Source organism: Pseudomonas mucoides (genome assembly GCF_015461845.1).
In the GTDB taxonomy this organism is placed as follows: domain Bacteria; phylum Pseudomonadota; class Gammaproteobacteria; order Pseudomonadales; family Pseudomonadaceae; genus Aquipseudomonas; species Aquipseudomonas mucoides.
In genome coordinates, this window is the sequence record NZ_JACOPW010000001.1 from 24,852 (window position 1) to 41,919 (window position 17,068).

Below are 17,068 nucleotides of genomic sequence, written 5' to 3' on the forward strand. Positions count from 1 at the left end.
GATGCTGGCGTATATTTTTCGGCGACTGCTGCTGATCATTCCAACCTTGTTCGGCATCTTGCTGATCAACTTCGTGATCATCCAGGCTGCGCCCGGCGGGCCGGTGGAGCAGATGATCGCCAAGCTCGAAGGTTTTGAAGGCGCCACCAGCCGCATTGCCGGTGGCGGTGCCGAAGTGTCGGTGGCCGGTTCCGCCTATCGCGGCGCGCAGGGCCTGGACCCCGCCTTGGTGAAAGAAATCGAGCACATGTACGGCTTCGACAAATCGGCGCCGGAACGCTTGTGGATCATGGTGAAGAACTATGCGTCGCTGGACTTCGGCGACAGCTTCTTTCGCGATGCCAAGGTGATCGACCTGATCAAGGAAAAGATGCCGGTATCGATCTCCCTCGGGTTGTGGAGCACGCTGATCATGTACCTGGTGTCGATCCCGCTGGGGATCGCCAAGGCGACGCGGCACGGCAGCCACTTCGATGTCTGGACCAGTTCGGCGATCATCGTCGGCTATGCGATTCCGGCGTTCCTGTTTGCGATCCTGCTGATCGTGGTGTTCGCCGGCGGCAGCTATTTCGACTGGTTCCCGTTGCGTGGGCTGACCTCGAATAATTTTGCCGAACTGAGCATGGGCGGCAAGATCCTCGACTACTTCTGGCACCTGGCCTTGCCCGTGACGGCGCTGGTGATCGGCAACTTCGCGACCATGACCCTGCTGACCAAAAACAGCTTCCTCGACGAGATCAACAAGCAGTACGTGGTCACCGCCAAGGCCAAGGGTCTGACCCGCCATCGCGTGCTGTACGGCCATGTATTCCGCAACGCCATGTTGCTGGTGATCGCCGGATTCCCGTCGGCATTCATCGGGATTTTCTTTACCGGCTCGTTGCTGGTGGAAGTGATTTTCTCCCTCGACGGCCTCGGGCTGATGAGTTTTGAAGCGGCGATCAATCGCGATTACCCGGTGGTGTTCGGCACGCTGTTTATCTTCACCTTGCTCGGCCTGGTGGTGAAACTGATCGGCGACCTCACCTACACCTTTGTCGATCCGCGCATCGACTTCGAAAGCCGGGAGCATTGAGATGAACCTGTCCCCGCTCAATCGACGTCGCTTCGAACTGTTCAAGGCCAACAAGCGTGGCTGGTGGTCGCTGTGGCTGTTTCTGCTGCTGTTCGGCCTGAGCCTCGGCGCCGAGCTGATCGCCAACGACAAACCGCTGGTGGTGCATTACGACAACGGCTGGTACTTCCCGGCGCTCAAGCGCTACCCGGAAACCGCCTTCGGCGGCGAATTCCCGCTGGAAGCCAACTACAAGAGCCCGTACATCCGCGAACTGCTCAAGGCCAAGGACGCCTGGGTGCTGTGGGCGCCGATTCCGTTCAGCTATCAAAGCATCAACTACGACCTGAAAGTCCCGGCCCCGGCGCCGCCGTCGACGGATAACCTGCTGGGCACCGACGATCAGGGGCGCGATGTGTTGGCGCGGGTGATTTACGGTTTCCGGATTTCGGTGTTGTTCGCCCTCACCCTGACCATTCTCAGTTCGATCATCGGCGTGATTGCCGGGGCCTTGCAGGGCTTTTATGGCGGCTGGGTGGATCTCGCCGGGCAACGCTTCCTGGAAATCTGGTCCGGGTTGCCGGTGCTGTATCTGCTGATCATCCTCGCCAGTTTCGTGCAGCCAAACTTCTGGTGGTTGCTGGGGATCATGCTGCTGTTTTCGTGGATGAGCCTGGTGGATGTGGTGCGCGCCGAGTTCCTGCGCGGGCGCAACCTCGAATACGTGCGCGCGGCGCGGGCGCTGGGGATGCAGAACGGCGCGATCATGTTCCGCCACATCCTGCCCAACGCCATGGTCTCGACCATGACCTTCATGCCATTCATCCTGACCGGCGCCATCGGCACCCTGACCGCGCTGGATTTCCTCGGCTTCGGCTTGCCGCCCGGCGCGCCGTCGCTGGGCGAGCTGGTGGCCCAAGGCAAATCCAACCTGCAAGCCCCATGGCTCGGCATCAGCGCGTTTGCGGTGCTGGCATTGATGTTGAGTTTGCTGGTGTTTATCGGCGAGTCCGCTCGCGATGCCTTCGACCCGAGGAAGTGAAATGAATCAGGACAATCTGATCGAAGTGCGCGACCTGTCCGTCGAGTTTGGTATCGGCGAGCGTGCTCAGCGCGTGGTCGAAGGTGTGAGCTTTGACATCCGCCGCGGCGAAACCCTGGCGCTGGTCGGTGAAAGCGGTTCCGGCAAGTCGGTCACGGCCCACTCGATCCTGCGGCTGCTGCCCTACCCGATCGCGCGGCACCCGACCGGCACCATCGAGTACGCCGGGCACAACCTGCTGAACATGGGAGAGAAGACGATCCGCCACATCCGCGGCAACCGGATCGCGATGATCTTCCAGGAGCCGATGACGTCGCTCAACCCGCTGCATTCCATCGAAAAGCAGATCAACGAGGTGCTGGGCATCCACAAGGGCCTGATCGGCAAAGTGGCGACCAAGCGCACCCTGGAACTGCTGGAGATGGTCGGGATTCCCGAGCCGGAAAAACGCCTGAAAGCCCTGCCCCACGAATTGTCCGGTGGCCAGCGCCAGCGGGTAATGATCGCCATGGCCTTGGCCAATGAGCCGGAATTGCTGATCGCCGACGAGCCGACCACCGCGCTGGACGTGACCGTTCAGCTGAAAATCCTCGAATTGCTCAAGGAATTACAGGCCCGTCTGGGCATGGCACTGCTGCTGATCAGCCACGATTTGAACCTTGTGCGAAGAATTGCACATCGCGTATGTGTCATGCAGCGCGGTTGCATCGTCGAACAGGCATCGTGCGAAGAGTTGTTCCGCGCGCCGCAGCATCCGTACACTCGGTTACTGCTGGCAGCGGAGCCCAGCGGCACGCCGGCGACCAATGTTATCGGGCCGCCATTGCTGCAAGTCGAGGACTTGAAAGTCTGGTTCCCGATCAAGAAAGGCCTGCTGAAAAAGACCGTTGACCACATCAAAGCGGTGGACGGGATCAATTTCAGCCTGCCTCAGGGGCAGACCTTGGGGATCGTGGGTGAAAGCGGTTCGGGCAAATCGACGCTCGGCCTGGCGATTTTGCGGTTGATCGGCAGCAAAGGCACGATCCGTTTTGAAGGCAAGCAGCTAGACTGCCTGACGCAGAACGAAGTTCGACCGTTGCGCCGCGAGATGCAGGTGGTGTTTCAGGACCCGTTCGGCAGCCTGAGCCCGCGGATGTGCGTGAGCCAGATCGTTGGCGAAGGCCTGCGGATCCACAAGATGGGCACCGAGGCGGAGCAGGAACAGGCGATTATTGCGGCATTGAAGGAGGTAGGTCTGGATCCGGAAACCCGGCACCGCTACCCCCACGAATTTTCCGGCGGGCAACGGCAGAGAATCGCCATTGCCCGGGCATTAGTGCTAAAACCGGCGTTGATTTTGCTGGACGAGCCGACGTCGGCCCTCGACCGCACCGTCCAACGCCAAGTGGTGGAGCTGCTGCGTTCACTGCAAACCAAGTACAACCTGACGTATTTGTTTATCAGCCATGACCTGGCTGTCGTCAAAGCGCTGAGCCACCAGCTGATGGTGGTCAAGCATGGCCAAGTGGTCGAACAGGGAGACGCGCAAAGTATCTTTGCCGCCCCCCAACATCCGTATACACAGCAGTTGCTGGAAGCCGCTTTCCTGGCACCAGCCACTGCGTAATAACCTGAAAGAGAGGAGCAACACATGGGTTTTCTCGCCGGTAAGCGCGTACTGATCGTCGGTGTCGCCAGCAAGCTGTCCATCGCATCCGGCATCGCTGCCGCCATGCATCGCGAGGGCGCTGAGCTTGCCTTCACTTATCAGAACGACAAACTCAAGGGTCGTGTCGAAGAGTTCGCCCAGAGCTGGGGTTCCAACCCTGACCTGTGCTTCCCGTGCGACGTGGCCAGCGATGAAGAAATCGCCAAGGTCTTCGTTGAACTGGGCAAGAAGTGGGACGGCCTGGATTGCATCGTGCACTCCGTCGGCTTCGCTCCGGGCGACCAACTGGACGGCGACTTCACCGAAGCCACCACCCGTGAAGGTTTCCGCATCGCTCACGACATCAGCGCCTACAGCTTTGTGGCCTTGGCCAAAGCCGGCCGCGAAATGATGAAAGGCCGCAATGGCAGCCTGCTGACCCTGTCGTACCTGGGCGCCGAGCGCACCATGCCGAACTACAACGTCATGGGCATGGCCAAGGCTTCGCTGGAAGCTGGCGTACGTTACCTGGCCGGTTCCCTGGGCCCGGACGGCACCCGCGTCAACTGCGTATCGGCTGGCCCGATCCGCACCCTCGCCGCTTCCGGCATCAAGAACTTCCGCAAGATGCTGGCTGCCAACGAAGCGCAAACCCCGCTGCGTCGCAACGTCACCATCGACGAAGTCGGCAATGCCGGCGCCTTCCTGTGCTCGGACCTGGCGTCCGGCATCAGCGGCGAAATCATGTACGTAGACGGCGGCTTCAACACCACCGCCATGGGCAACATCGAAGAGTGATCTTCGGTTAGTCGTGAAAAACCCGCCGATCTGGCGGGTTTTTTTTGCCTGCGATTCCAGAAACCATGCGATCCCACTGTAGGAGTGAGCCTGATCGCGATAGCGGTGTATCAGTCGACATCTGTTTTGAATGTTAGGCCGCTATCGCGAGCAGGCTCACTCCTACACGGGATTTGTGTTTAGGCACTGGGCGAACAGTTGCTGGATCGGCTGCGTACGCTGGCTATAACGCTGCAGCAGCACGATCTCCCGATAAAACGTCAACTCACCCAACGGAATGATCCTGACCTTCGCCCCATACTCCAGCCACAATCCCGCTTCCGGCAGCAGCGACACGCCCAACCCACACTCAACCATTTTCACAATGGCTTCCAGTTCATCCAGCTCCAGCGCCACGTGCACGTCAATCTGCTGTTCACGCAGAAACCGTGTCACCAGACGTCCGCCGAACGAGTTGCGGTCATAGCGCACATGCGGATGACTGGCGAGGATGTGTAATGGGTCATCGCCCTCAAGGTCCATCGGAACGATCAGCACGAACGGTTCCCGGCGAATCACCTGCGCCGACAACTCCTTGGGCAGCTCAAACGGCGGCTTGATCAAAATGGCCAGGTCCACCTCACTGGTGTCCACCTGACTCAACAGATTCAGCGACACGCCCGGCACCAGTTTCGGCTCCAGCAGCGGTGCCTGCTGCCTCAAGCGCAACAACGCCTGGGGCAACAACCCGGTCTGAGCCGTGGCCACAGCACCAATCTTCAACTCGCCTCGGTATTCACTGACGTCATCACTGACTGCCATGCGGCTGAACGTTTCCAGCATCTCCCTGGCCATCGGCAACGCCCGTTGCCCCGCCGCATTAAGAATCGCCTGGCGCCCCGTACGGTCGAACAACCGGATACCCAGCGCCTGCTCCAGATTGCGCATTTGCGCGCTGACCGCCGACTGCGTGAGGCCAATGTGCATCCCGGCCGCCGCAAAGGTGCCGTACTGCGTCACGGCAATGAACGTCTTGAGTTCGCGCAGCATGATCGCCCCTGATTGATCGAAATAATTTGAGCTCGACGCAAAAACTATCGTCTTTTAATCAAAAAGCACAGCGCTAAACTCAGCGTCACACAACGACCATCCGAGGCTTGATCGATGCAATTGTCCCCTTTCCACTTGGCGATCCCGGTGTATGACCTGACCGCCGCGCGAAATTTTTACGGTGAGGTATTTGGCCTGGAAGAGGGTCGTTCCAGCGATCACTGGGTCGATTTCAACTTTTTCGGCCATCAACTGGTGATTCACCTCGCGCCGAAAAACGCTTCTCAGGAATCCGCGCACACCAATGCCGTGGACGGCCATAACGTGCCTGTCCCGCATTTCGGCGTGGTCTTGAGCATGAATGAATGGGAAGCACTGGCGCAGCGGCTGACCGCGCTGGGCACGGCGTTTGTGATCGAACCGGGCATTCGCTTTCAGGGCCTGGTGGGCGAACAAGCCACCATGTTCCTCTTCGACCCGTGCGGGAATGCGCTGGAGTTCAAGGCGTTCAAGGACATCAGTCAGTTGTTTGCCAAATGACCCGCCTCGCCCCGGACGCCACGCGTCTCAGCGAGTCGGTGATCAACGGTGAGACGACGCCTCTCGCCATTGCAGAATCGATGATCGAGCGCATTCTTGCGCAGGAACCGGATATTCAGGCCTTCGTCTCGTTCGACGCCCGACAGGTACGCGCCGATGCCGCGCAGAACAAGGGTCAAGGGCTGCTGGCCGGCGTGCCCGTGGGCATCAAGGACATCTTCGACACCGCTGAGTACCCCACGCAATTTCACTCACCCATTTATACCGGCCATCAACCGTCCCGGGATGCCCACGTCGTTACACTGCTGCGCCAGGCCGGCGCGCTGATCATGGGCAAGACCCACACCACCGAGTTTGCCTATATGCAGACCGGTCCAACCCGCAACCCCCATGACCTCGCTCGCACGCCAGGCAGTTCCAGCGCGGGTTCGGCTGCAGGGATGGCAGCGGGTTTCTTTGCATTGGCGCTGGGCACCCAGACCGCTGGCTCATTGCTCAAGCCGGCGTCCTACTGCGGCCTCTTTGCCTTCAAGCCGTCGCTGGGACTGGTGTCGCTGGAAGGGGTAAAACCGCTGGCGCCGAGCTTCGACACCGTGGGTTGGTATGGTCGATCGGTGCGCGATCTGCAGTTGGTGGCGCGAGTGCTGATCCCTGGTTTCGTCGTACCTGACGTCGAGCGGCGTCCACTGCGATTGGGTTTCTGCCGCACATCACGCTGGGATCAAGTGGACCCGCAAGTGGCTCAAGCTCTGGAACAGGCTGCGGATCAGCTAAGAAACGCCGGCCATCAAGTGAGCGACGTCCGGCTACCCGATGAATTTGCCGGGGTGTTCGACGACCATCAACTGATCAATGACTGCGAAGGCGCCCGTTCGCTGGCAAAGGAATTTCAACGGCACCGGACTCAATTGAGCCCTTCGACATTGGCCATGTTCGAGCGAGCGGCGGCGACCAGCTGGGAACAGGAGTCAGCTGCCAAGGCACGTCTGGCCCGACTTGCACCAGTTTTGGAAGAGCATTGCCAACCCTTCGACGCCATGCTCGGCGCCTCCTGCGGGATGGTCGCGCCTGTCGGCCTTGAAAGCACCGGACCGTCAGACTTCATCAAGTTCTGGGGAGCGTTTGGCTGGCCGCAGATCAACCTTCCCTTGAATCGCGTCGAAGGTCGTCTACCGATCGGGTTACAGCTGATCGGACGGTTCAGAGACGATGGTCACTTATTGCGTACCGCCGAGCACGTAGCCGCGGACTTGCAAAGTATCGCTCAACCCTGAATTGACAGCGATTTTCCAGCGCGCATGGCCTCATCGACCACAGCCAGCAGTTCTTCCGCGCACTGATGCAACTGCTGCTCACATTCGATCTGTCCGAGACTGAAGTGCAGGTCAGAACGGCGATGCACCGTGGCGTTACGCTCAGCGAGTATTTCTTCGAGTCGCGCCCGGATAGCGGCGATATCCACAATGCTTGAACCCAGCAGCAAGGCAACGAATTTGTCGCTGCCGAGCCGGCCGACCACATCGCTTTCGCGAAACGCGATTCGCAGCACATCCGCGAAGGTTTTCAGCGCACGGTCGCCCTCGGCGCGGCCATACAGATAGTTGATGTGCTTGAGCTCATCGAGCTTGAAATGCAACAGCGTCGTCGGTTTGTCCAGTTGCTGGCAGGCGTCCAGCCCCTGTTGGGCCAATACGGTGAAACCGTGGCGGTTGGGCAGCAGCGTCAACTCATCCATGCTCGCCATCTGCACGCCCATCAGCTCTTGCTCAGCCTTGTGGGCCAGGTCGCGCAGTAATTGACGCTCCTGTTGTGGCGAACGCAATGGATCAGCGCGAACGCCGTTTTTCACCGGTTTGCCTGGGATCAACATGACTCACTCCAGTGGCGGGTATGGTCTTTAGAGTCGGCCATACCTGCATTGACTCCCTGTTAACGGACCGCCGGTCAGCTACCCAGCACCGGACAAGGGCCACCCGCCTCGGCCCACAGCTTGAATTGCGTGACAAAAATGTCGTGCGGCACCGGCACCGGGGCCCTGCCCTCACCAGGATTCCAGCCCCACAGCACCAGTTTGTCGTCGCTGACGTGTTTGATCAGTGCAGCGAAATCACGGTCGCCATTGCTGGCGCGGTCCTTGATCATCGCGCACAGTTTGTCCGCCGGCAGGCCGATCCAGGCCATCTTGTGCGACGCGGGCGGCAGGCTCCAGTGCGGCGCGCCCGGTGGCGCGTGCGGCCCGTAACTGGCCGGCGGATTGGCCTCGGCGTGACAGGTTGCACAGGGCAGTCCGGCCGCGCCCTTGCCGTCCATCCCGCGCACCACGTTCATGGCATGCGGGGTTCCGGCATCGAACTGCAACGGCGAATCCCCCGGAATGTGGCAGTTCTGGCAACGCGGACTTTGAAAGACTTTCTGCACCGTATCGAATGCCTTGATCGCTTCCTTGTCGTCCGCAAACAGGTCTTCGGCGTAGCCCGCCAGACCAATCAACAGCACCGCGCCCAACATCAGATGTCGTTTCATGTCACACCCCCGACAGTTGCAGCGGCAGCTCGCGCAAGCGCTGCCCGGTCAGGGCAAACACTGCGTTGGCGACGGCCGGTGCGGTGGGTGGAACGCCGGCCTCACCGATGCCGCCGGACCGTTCGGTACTGGGCACGATATGCACCTCCACCACCGGCATTTCGTTGAGCCGCAACACCTGATAATCGTGGTAATTGGATTGCACCACCTGTCCGTCCTTGAAGGTCAGTTTGCTGTGCAAGGCGAAGCCGAGGCCGAAGGTGATGCAGGATTCCATTTGCGCTGCGATGCTCATCGGGTTGACCGCAATCCCGCAGTCCACCGCGCACACCACCCGGTGCACACGGATTTTGAGGTTGTCCTGGGACACTTCGGCGACGTGCGCCACGTAGCTGCCGAACGACTCGTGCACCGCGACGCCCAAGGCGTGGCCGTCCGGCAACGGCGCGGTCCAGTTGGCTTTTTCGACCGCCAGATTGAGCACGCCCAAGTGCCTTGGATGGTTCTTGAGCAAGGTTCGTCGGTATTCCACCGGATCCTTGCCGGCCGCCTCGGCCAGCTCATCGATCAACGATTCCATGACGAACGCTGTGTGGCTGTGCCCGACCGAACGCAGCCACAACACACTGATACCGGTTTTCGGCGAGTGCAGCTCCACCTCGTGATTGGCCAGGTCTTCCAGATAAGGGCTGTCGGCGACACCTTCCACTGAAGTCTTGTCGACCCCATCCTTGACCATGGTCGCCGCAAACGCAGTACCGTCCATGATCGACTGCCCGACCATCACGTGTTTCCAGGCAATCGGCATACCGCCGGCATCCAGGCCGATATTGGCCTGATGCAGGAACATCGAGCGGTAGTAACCGCCGCGAATGTCGTCCTCGCGCGACCACACGGTTTTCACCGGCACGCCCGCCGCTTTGGCAACCTGCACGGCTTCGGCGACAAAATCCGAGGTCGGATTGGCCCGGCGACCGAAGCCGCCACCGAGGAATTCGGTGTGGATTTCCACCTGTTCGGGTTTGAGCCCGGTGATCTTGCCCGCGATCATTTGATCCAGTGTCTGAAACTGCGTACCGGTCCAGATTTCGCACTTGTCCTCGGAGATTTTCACCGTGCAATTGAGCGGCTCCATCGGCGCATGGGCCAGGTACGGCACGCTGTATTCAACGTCGATCTTCTTCGTTGCTTTGCCCAGTGCCGCCGTTGCATCGCCTGCCTTGCTCGCCGAACGACCGGGCGTGGCAGCCAGTTTGCGGAAACTCTCCAGCAGCTTCTGGCTGTCGAGCCCGGTGTTCGGCCCCAGGTCCCAGTCGACTTTCAGCGCATCGCGTCCCAGCTTCGCGGCCCAGTAATGATCGGCAATTACCGCCACGCCCGTGGGCACCTGCACCACTTTATGCACGCCCGGTACCGCCAGCGCTTCTGCGCCTTCGAAGGATTTGACGCTGCCGCCGAACACCGGCGAGCGGGCGACCATGGCGGTCATCAAGCCGTCGAACTGCACGTCCATGCCGAACGTGGCCCGCCCGGTGATTTTCTCCGGTGTGTCCAGGCGCTTGGTGGGTTTGCCGATGACCTTCCAGTCCTTGGCCTCTTTTAATTTGATGGAGGCCGGATCCGGCACCGGCAACTTGCCGGCGTCGTCGGCCAGTTCGCCGTAGGTGGCGCGCTTGTCACCGGCAATGACCACACCCGACTCGGTACGGATCTGCGAAGGCGCAACGTCGAAGCGCTTGGCCGCCGCTTGGATCAGCATCAAACGCGCCGCTGCACCGGCCTGCCGGTAGCGGTCAAACTCCATCCAGGTCGACGTCGAGCCGCCAGTGATCTGCATACCACCAAACCCGGCCAAACCGTAATCAGCGGCCGAGGCTGGTGAATGCTCGACGCGAATGGTCGTCCAGTCGGCGTCCAGCTCCTCGGCGATCAACATGGTCAGGCCGGTCCAGATGCCCTGGCCCATTTCCGAATGGCCGAGCAGTACGGTGACGCTGTTGTCGTTGCCAATGCGCAGGAAAGCATTGGGTGCAAAAATGGTGCCCTCATTCTCCGCGCCCACGGCGAAACGATGGGCGCCGGGGATGACGAACGCCACCACCAGCCCACCCCCCAACAAAACACTGCCCTTGAGAAAACGGCGACGTGAGACATCCAGGATACTGTTCATCGTTCTGATTCCCTCCACATGGCATCAACCGATCTCGGCGGCGCGTTTGACCGCCGCACGAATCCTTGGGTAAGTGCCACAACGGCAGATGTTGCCGGAGAGCGCCTGATCGATGTCGCTGTCGGTGGGCTTGGGAATTTTTGCCAGTAATGCGGCGGCGGACATGATTTGCCCGGACTGGCAGTAACCGCACTGCACCACGTCGAGTTCGGCCCAGGCTTGCTGCACCGGGTGCGAACCATCAGTGGACAGGCCTTCGATGGTGAGGATTTTTTGCCCGTTGGCCACGGCGGTCGCGGGCGTGATGCAGGAACGTAATGGCGCACCATCGACGTGCACGGTGCAGGCACCACACTGGGCCATGCCGCAACCGAATTTGGTGCCGGTAAGGTGCGCGACATCGCGCAGGACCCAGAGCAGCGGCATGTCCGCGGGGACATCCAGCGCCTGATCCTTGCCATTGATGTTGAGGGTCAGCATTGCGAATTTCCTCAGACTCACGGTGTTCTGAAGGGCGTCGCCATAACAATCAAATACCTGTGCGCGCCTTGGGTTATCCCTTCAGCTAAGCGCAAAATGCCGGGCGAGACCGGTTCATCGACCACCGGTCACACCTTGAACCCCAATCTGATGGCTGTTTTGCCGCCGCCAAACCCGCGACACTGCGTTCGCCTGTAGCAGCTGTCGGCACCCGCCAGATCCCTCGATCATGCCAGCGCCACAAGCGCCCCAGATGCAAAGTGCCCATCAGGCAATAAGGATGGGCGCAGGTATCGGCAGCAACCACGCCAATCGCGCCAGCAGCCACACCAGTAACAGCGTTTTCTCACTTCAAGCCACCACAGGGATCAGGGCTTTAGACAACCGGTATTGGGCCAGCAAGCGCATGACGTAGCCGATCTTGAGCAATGTAGGGCCGATGATGGTCATGGCATGCATCGCCACCAACAACGCGATGGGCATATGACCGTCGTACAGGTAGGCGCCATAGATCCCGGCAAACAGCATGACCAGGCCGGCGCCGAGCACTTTGCTCGACAGGTACAGAACGCGCAGAGGGTTGTTGAGAAAATCGAACATATTGTCGTACTCCTGAATCGGGTCAGTTGTACGTTGGGAATATCACGCGCCGTGCCAGATATTGGCCCCTTTAAAATCAATACGTTGAACGCATAAGAGTCATATCGACCAAACCACAAAATAGTCACTATGACCCACAAACAAGTCATATTGACTCGATACTTCGGCAAGATTTGCGATCTACGGTCCGACCAGTCAGCGCCAGGCCGACTACGCTGATAGCCCAGCATGAGTAACCCGTAGAGGAGCGCCACCCTGCAACGCGTGCAAAAACTGACTCCCTGCCTTTGGTTTGACACTCAGGCCGAAGAGGCGGCAAAGTTTTACTGTTCGATCTTCGATCACTCAAAAATCACTACCCCCCCCCATTACGGCAAGGCTGGCCAAGAGATTCACGCCATGCCCGAGGGCATGGTGCTGACCGATCCAGCGCACGGAAATGCTGAAAAGCTCGAACACCACCAAGTCTCAACGAGCCTTTGACGGCGAGAGCTAATACACTCCGTTGCTGGCCTGCCGAGGACATTGACGATGAAGCACACCGTTGCCAAAGACGCTGACAAAGCCCCCCGCTTCTGGCGTGACGATGCCCTGCCCTTCATCGAAGCCCGCTCCATCGCCGACGGCCGCGAGGTCTGCTACACCCGGCATTCCCATGAGCACTTTTCCATCGGTGCGATCACCGCCGGGCGCAGCACCTACCTTCACGAGCAAGCGCAGTTCGAGGTCAGCACCGGCACCGTGGTGTTGATGAACCCTGATGATGTGCATGCCTGCAATCCGATCGACGACCAGCCGTGGTCGTACCTGATGCTGTACGTCGAGACGCCTTGGCTGACCGATCTGCAACATCAGCTCGGTTTCAGCCAGGATTCGGCCTTCAGACGCTTTTCCATCACCCACACCCGCGACGGCAACCTGTTCGCCGGCCTCAACGATTTGTACGAAATACTGGTTGATCCTCTGCAGGATGTGTTGTGCAAACACAGCGCGGCGGTAGAGTTTTTTACCGAGGTACAACAGCGGCTCAACCCGGTCGATCAAGCGCCGCGCGAACCCAATTTCAAGCTGGAGCGGGCTGCCGACTACATTCGTGACAACTGCACACACCCACTCAAGCTCGAAGACATTTGCGACGCGGCTCAACTGTCGCCGTCCTACCTGATTCGCGCCTTCAAGCAACATTACGGCATGACACCCCATGCCTTTCTGGTTAACCGGCGTATCCAGTTCGCTCGTGATCAATTGCGCATTGGCAAGTTGATTGCTGATGTTGCCCTGGAAGCGGGATTTGCTGATCAGGCGCATTTCCAGCGCGTCTTCAAACAGCACCTGGCAGCGACACCCGGACAGTATCGCGGTTAAGAAAACACTCTGCACTTAGAGCATTATCTAATTGCATGGAAACTATTAAAACCGCACTAAACCCATACACAAGTCATACAAAGACATACAACTAAAATGACAACGCAGCGCCCACTTATTTAAGCTCCTCTTCCAAGTCACACCCGAAACCAACACCAGAAGATGGAACTTCTCACTTGAGCAATTCATACAACAACCTTTTTAACCTCAACAACCAACAAGAGAAACAATCAATTACCGAGGTTATTGCCAACTTCCTCAGTGATGCAGACGTCATGGAAACCATCGGTTGGTCGTGGGACCGCTTATCGGTCACACGCATGGCAAACTCTCATCTGGATAACTTGCATCGCCCTGCCGCCATATGCCTATCCAGGCTTATTCGTCACCCCGACTTTTTAAAGATTCGCGCTGAACGGTCCATCCCCCCGACAAGTTCTTTTCAAGTCAATGAGTCGGGTCATCTCTATTACACCCATGAGAACGTCAGCAGCCGCACCATCGAAACTGACGTTATCACCGTCGGCTACTTCTCTGCCCGCACAGACATCACTCACTATGTCGCCGGTCTTGAATCGTTCGAAGAAGACCTTCAACTGTTGGCGAGTATGGCCAGGTTGACCGGTGGGTGGGTGACCGCCACCGAGAAAATGGCGGTCAGTCAGTGGTTAAACATTCACGGCTTGCCACTGCCTGGCACCGTAGAAAGCGCCAAAGAGCTGATCGACTTGATCAATCACTCGACACTGCCAGACAGCCCTGCGTATGAAGATTATTGGCAACTACTGGATTCACCGGAAGACTCTCCGTTCAATCTCACGGAAGAAAACCGTGCAATCATTCGCCAGGTCTCCGAGGAGCAAACCGCAGGCGAAGTTTCTCTGGTTGCCCTGCTTGGCGATTCGCTGAGGCTCGAAAGCGGTTCTTCCGATGGATTGCCCACCAGCCAAAGTTACCAAATGGCGCGGCTGATCGACATCGCCGTGTGGGCCTCCGACAATGGGCAAGCGTACATCGATGCCTTGGGATGGTTCGCCGATGAGACGGGCCTCAAACCCGCAGAGCCGTTTATTGAGCAACTGGTCATCGCGGCGATACTGCTTGACCTGGACCCCGCTGCTGATCGGGCCAATACCACATTTGCCGGCTTCGACCTCTATTCCAAACGATACTTGCTGGCCAGTCCGGCCGACGTGCGCACGCAACTTGAACAGCATTTGGTTTCTACATTCAAACTGCATGAACTCTTTTCGCCGCTGGTGGCAGAGCTGATCCTGGGAGGCATGGCACCGGAATATCTGGTCCATGATCTGCCGCCCGAACTACGCCTTGGAACGCCCGGCTGGGTTGTATTCACCCAAGCCGTGCACTTTGCCGAATCGATTGTTCCCGGCGTTTCTCGAAGCATGACGTATCAGCAGTTGCTCGGGTTTGGCCGGATATCGGAATTGAGCCCGGCTGTAAAAAACCTGTCGACGACGGTATCGGTCGATCCGGTCATCACCTGGGCCTTGATGAACAGACTTGTCTCCCGGGACGCCGAAGGCAACCTGAGTAAGGATGCTGTCACCCTGGCCATGGATGAATATCAACAGCACATCGATATGATCAACAGCGCCGTGAAACAACTCGGCAAGCCATTACCCCATCGCAAGGCACTTGCGTTGAAAGAGTTGAAATCCTGGGAATCGGACTGCGACCCGGAGGAGTTGTTGGTCAAACATCGCGGTACCGGTGGAGGGGCGGGAAGAAAGGTATCGGTGATAGACCTTTATATGGGGGACGAACTTCATACTGAGGATTGGGACCGGATTTCAGGAGAAAGTATTTACAAGTCTTTCCCTCACCTAGTCCGCATGCCTCCCGTTGCCGAACTGTACGAGCCCGTCTTTGACGACCATATCGATACGATGACCCACGCGTTATCTGCCTCGATCAACATTGCTTTTTCGCAACTTCGCCCCCTGGACAGGCAGTTCATCGAAGAAGGGTATCTAGCGATTTACCAAGTCAATTCGTGGGGGCCGGGAGGACTTGATGGCGTCGTCCCATTGGGCGAAAGAGGCCCTTATGGAGTCATTATCTATGCACGAAAGGACTCGCAAATTCGTGGCTATGAACTTTTCCCACTCAGAATGGAATGCGTCGTAAACAAACAACTGACTGAAGCGTATTGGTTAAAAGGCGTCGATATTGACTTCGAAAAAAGCTATCCAGAAAAAAGAGTCTTTCACGAGGCACCCATAGACGACGAGGCGTATTATAAAAACCTGGCACCCCGTAGCGACCAGCGCTCTCAGGTTATCTTCCACAAACTCGGCGAGTTCAATGTACCTTCTGACAATACCGACACTACTTCGCCGAACCGCTACTTCCGCTCCCAGCGGAAAAATGAAATCAGCGATTTTATTGCCAAGCAGAACCCGTACTTCAACAAAGCCGCCTTGAAAACGTTGAGCCTTGACGAAACGGCGCGCGAACAAGCCATTGCCAGTTCCGATGCCGCCTTTAACGTCATTTTGAACCTGATCGTTCCGTTCAAAGGGTGCATTGAGGATCTGTCCTCAGGTGTTCCATCCAGACAACGTAACGCGATACTGGGGTGTGTCATCGACGCCGCAGCGCTGGTCGTGTCCTTCGCGATTATCGGCGTCAAAGTCGTCGCGATCAGTGCAAAAGCCTCGACCCTGGTATCGAAACTGTTGTCTGCGTCCAAAGTTGTGGCCGGTACCGCCGTCAGTCTGGTCAATCCGGTCAGCGGTGCATCACATCTGCTCAAGGGGGGCGCCAAGCTACTCGGCCGGGGCGTAACAAAACTAAGCGGCAGCGGCCTCTCCGCGGCACACGCCGCCAGACAGCAACTGCGTTACATAACCGGTGCCAACAGCTACAACTTGATCAAGGCCGTCGACCATACCGGTGTCGGGCCCCGGCTTCGCATGTCGCTGGACACAGTTGCCCATGGGCGTGCGCTGTTCAAGGACGACAGCCTTCAGACGGTCGAACAGATTGTCGCCCGTCTGGGGGACAAGTACATTCGATTACCGGAGGGTGCGACCCACCTTGAACTTGAGCATCTGTTCAATAAAGCGGTCATCGAATCGGCGATCCCATTCAAGCAAGCGCAGGATCTGGAGGCATTGATAGGCCGAACGGCGGTCGATGACCTGTTCGCCGCAGTCCTGGACAAATCGCAATATGGCTACACCACCGCACGGTCCGCATCGGGTGCCCAAGGTTATGCCGACACGCTGGCCACCTATGCCCAGTTCGAAGCAAAAAACGTCAATTACATGAAGGGCTACCAGCAAAACGTGCTGAAACAGGATCTGGGCAAGGCGCCGTTTAACCAGGCCATGCCGGAAGCAACGTTCAACCCGAACGGCTTTACGGATAATTCGCGTAGGGCCGGTGCCTGGATTGTCAACGGTTCGACCTCTCCCGGTAATGACGTTGAGAGCATCGTTCAGGTCCTGCGTGACTATGCAGGCAACAATAAACCGCTGACCGATCCGGCGGTGATCAAAGAGGTGCACGCACGGATTGCCCCCGCGACCTCTGACGTCGTGCGCATTGGCGTCAATGACAAGAAGTACGCCAGCAACATCAGTGGCTTCGCCGCAATGGAACAGCACCTGAAAACGCTGGACACCGGCCATGAGTACTTCGACAAACATTTGCTGGCAACTGTCGTGGGTTTCCACGGTTTGGGCGACGGTAATGGCCGCACAGGTCGCGCGCTGTATGCCATCAGCCAACTGCGAAACAACCGCTTCACTGCGCTGACAAAAAACGAGTTCAGTTTGCTGCACGGCCTCGATTGAGGCGAGTTGTCCG

14 protein-coding genes and 1 pseudogene are annotated in these 17,068 nt (G+C 58.4%); 9 read left to right on the plus strand and 6 right to left on the minus strand.

From position 1 onward, the window contains the following. Nucleotide 1 precedes the first annotated feature (1 nt). From H8F22_RS00115 to fabI, 4 genes are read left to right on the plus strand one after another with little or no spacing between them, the layout of a single operon-like run. Nucleotides 2-1,075, plus strand: a complete 1,074-nt coding sequence (locus H8F22_RS00115; protein WP_027923384.1) for a microcin C ABC transporter permease YejB — start codon at nucleotides 2-4, stop codon at nucleotides 1,073-1,075. 1 nt (nucleotide 1,076) lies between these two features. Beyond that, on the plus strand, nucleotides 1,077-2,096 hold the full coding sequence (locus H8F22_RS00120; protein ID WP_027923383.1) for an ABC transporter permease: 1,020 nt from the start codon (nucleotides 1,077-1,079) through the stop codon (nucleotides 2,094-2,096). A 1-nt stretch (nucleotide 2,097) separates the two neighbouring features. Continuing rightward, entirely contained in the window at nucleotides 2,098-3,705 is a 1,608-nt protein-coding gene (locus tag H8F22_RS00125; RefSeq protein WP_194939571.1) for an ABC transporter ATP-binding protein, read from the plus strand. Nucleotides 3,706-3,729: 24 nt separating this feature from the next. Continuing rightward, nucleotides 3,730-4,524 carry an enoyl-ACP reductase FabI gene (gene fabI, locus H8F22_RS00130; RefSeq protein ID WP_027923381.1) on the plus strand — a complete coding sequence of 265 codons (795 nt, stop codon included), beginning with the start codon at nucleotides 3,730-3,732 and terminating at the stop codon, nucleotides 4,522-4,524. 162 nt (nucleotides 4,525-4,686) lie between these two features. Here fabI and H8F22_RS00135 read toward each other — a convergent pair whose 3' ends face one another. Then, nucleotides 4,687-5,553: a LysR family transcriptional regulator gene (locus H8F22_RS00135; protein WP_194939572.1), complete on the minus strand. Its 867-nt coding sequence runs from the start codon at nucleotides 5,551-5,553 to the stop codon at nucleotides 4,687-4,689. A gap of 114 nt (nucleotides 5,554-5,667) precedes the next feature. Between H8F22_RS00135 and H8F22_RS00140 the strand changes: the two genes are divergently transcribed. Next, on the plus strand, nucleotides 5,668-6,093 hold the full coding sequence (locus H8F22_RS00140; protein WP_194939573.1) for a VOC family protein: 426 nt from the start codon (nucleotides 5,668-5,670) through the stop codon (nucleotides 6,091-6,093). Then, nucleotides 6,090-7,367, plus strand: coding sequence for an amidase (locus H8F22_RS00145; RefSeq protein ID WP_194939574.1), 1,278 nt, complete (start codon nucleotides 6,090-6,092; stop codon nucleotides 7,365-7,367). Before H8F22_RS00140 ends, H8F22_RS00145 begins: the two co-directional genes overlap by 4 nt. On the opposite strand, the gene H8F22_RS00150 is transcribed toward H8F22_RS00145, so the two are convergent. The 5 genes from H8F22_RS00150 to H8F22_RS00170 all read right to left on the minus strand — a co-directional run bounded on the left by H8F22_RS00150 (nucleotide 7,358) and on the right by H8F22_RS00170 (nucleotide 11,866). Continuing rightward, entirely contained in the window at nucleotides 7,358-7,963 is a 606-nt protein-coding gene (locus tag H8F22_RS00150; RefSeq protein WP_027923377.1) for a GGDEF domain-containing protein, read from the minus strand. The two genes, H8F22_RS00145 and H8F22_RS00150, sit on opposite strands and share 10 nt — an antisense overlap. Before the next feature lie 74 nt (nucleotides 7,964-8,037). Next, on the minus strand, nucleotides 8,038-8,616 hold the full coding sequence (locus tag H8F22_RS00155; RefSeq protein ID WP_059180966.1) for a hypothetical protein: 579 nt from the start codon (nucleotides 8,614-8,616) through the stop codon (nucleotides 8,038-8,040). Between the two features lies 1 nt (nucleotide 8,617). After that, nucleotides 8,618-10,786 carry a xanthine dehydrogenase family protein molybdopterin-binding subunit gene (locus tag H8F22_RS00160; RefSeq protein WP_027923375.1) on the minus strand — a complete coding sequence of 723 codons (2,169 nt, stop codon included), beginning with the start codon at nucleotides 10,784-10,786 and terminating at the stop codon, nucleotides 8,618-8,620. A gap of 24 nt (nucleotides 10,787-10,810) precedes the next feature. After that, nucleotides 10,811-11,266 (minus strand): (2Fe-2S)-binding protein, encoded by a 456-nt coding sequence (locus H8F22_RS00165; protein WP_027923374.1) that lies wholly within the window; start codon nucleotides 11,264-11,266, stop codon nucleotides 10,811-10,813. A 351-nt stretch (nucleotides 11,267-11,617) separates the two neighbouring features. Continuing rightward, complete coding sequence (locus H8F22_RS00170; protein WP_027923373.1) at nucleotides 11,618-11,866, minus strand: hypothetical protein; 249 nt, start codon at nucleotides 11,864-11,866, stop codon at nucleotides 11,618-11,620. 255 nt (nucleotides 11,867-12,121) lie between these two features. On the opposite strand from H8F22_RS00170, the pseudogene H8F22_RS00175 reads away from it, so the two are divergent. From H8F22_RS00175 to H8F22_RS00185, 3 genes and pseudogenes are all read left to right on the plus strand, one after another. Next, a pseudogene (locus H8F22_RS00175) lies at nucleotides 12,122-12,289 on the plus strand (VOC family protein); the annotation flags it as partial. Between the two features lie 108 nt (nucleotides 12,290-12,397). Then, nucleotides 12,398-13,231 carry an AraC family transcriptional regulator gene (locus H8F22_RS00180; protein WP_059180968.1) on the plus strand — a complete coding sequence of 278 codons (834 nt, stop codon included), beginning with the start codon at nucleotides 12,398-12,400 and terminating at the stop codon, nucleotides 13,229-13,231. Between the two features lie 176 nt (nucleotides 13,232-13,407). Next, the gene (locus H8F22_RS00185) at nucleotides 13,408-17,055 is read left to right on the plus strand and encodes a hypothetical protein (RefSeq protein ID WP_194939575.1); all 3,648 of its coding nucleotides are present in this window, start codon (nucleotides 13,408-13,410) and stop codon (nucleotides 17,053-17,055) included. The last annotated feature ends 13 nt before the right edge of the window (nucleotides 17,056-17,068 follow it).

Coding starts and splice junctions, on each gene's coding strand:
- H8F22_RS00115 (WP_027923384.1), top strand. CDS start 2: ATGCTGGCGTATATTTTTCGGCGACTGCTGCTGATCATTCCAACCTTG.
- H8F22_RS00120 (WP_027923383.1), top strand. CDS start 1,077: ATGAACCTGTCCCCGCTCAATCGACGTCGCTTCGAACTGTTCAAGGCC.
- H8F22_RS00125 (WP_194939571.1), top strand. CDS start 2,098: ATGAATCAGGACAATCTGATCGAAGTGCGCGACCTGTCCGTCGAGTTT.
- H8F22_RS00135 (WP_194939572.1), bottom strand. CDS start 5,553: ATGCTGCGCGAACTCAAGACGTTCATTGCCGTGACGCAGTACGGCACC.
- H8F22_RS00140 (WP_194939573.1), top strand. CDS start 5,668: ATGCAATTGTCCCCTTTCCACTTGGCGATCCCGGTGTATGACCTGACC.
- H8F22_RS00180 (WP_059180968.1), top strand. CDS start 12,398: ATGAAGCACACCGTTGCCAAAGACGCTGACAAAGCCCCCCGCTTCTGG.
- H8F22_RS00160 (WP_027923375.1), bottom strand. CDS start 10,786: ATGAACAGTATCCTGGATGTCTCACGTCGCCGTTTTCTCAAGGGCAGT.
- H8F22_RS00150 (WP_027923377.1), bottom strand. CDS start 7,963: ATGTTGATCCCAGGCAAACCGGTGAAAAACGGCGTTCGCGCTGATCCA.
- H8F22_RS00165 (WP_027923374.1), bottom strand. CDS start 11,266: ATGCTGACCCTCAACATCAATGGCAAGGATCAGGCGCTGGATGTCCCC.
- fabI (WP_027923381.1), top strand. CDS start 3,730: ATGGGTTTTCTCGCCGGTAAGCGCGTACTGATCGTCGGTGTCGCCAGC.
- H8F22_RS00155 (WP_059180966.1), bottom strand. CDS start 8,616: ATGAAACGACATCTGATGTTGGGCGCGGTGCTGTTGATTGGTCTGGCG.
- H8F22_RS00170 (WP_027923373.1), bottom strand. CDS start 11,866: ATGTTCGATTTTCTCAACAACCCTCTGCGCGTTCTGTACCTGTCGAGC.
- H8F22_RS00145 (WP_194939574.1), top strand. CDS start 6,090: ATGACCCGCCTCGCCCCGGACGCCACGCGTCTCAGCGAGTCGGTGATC.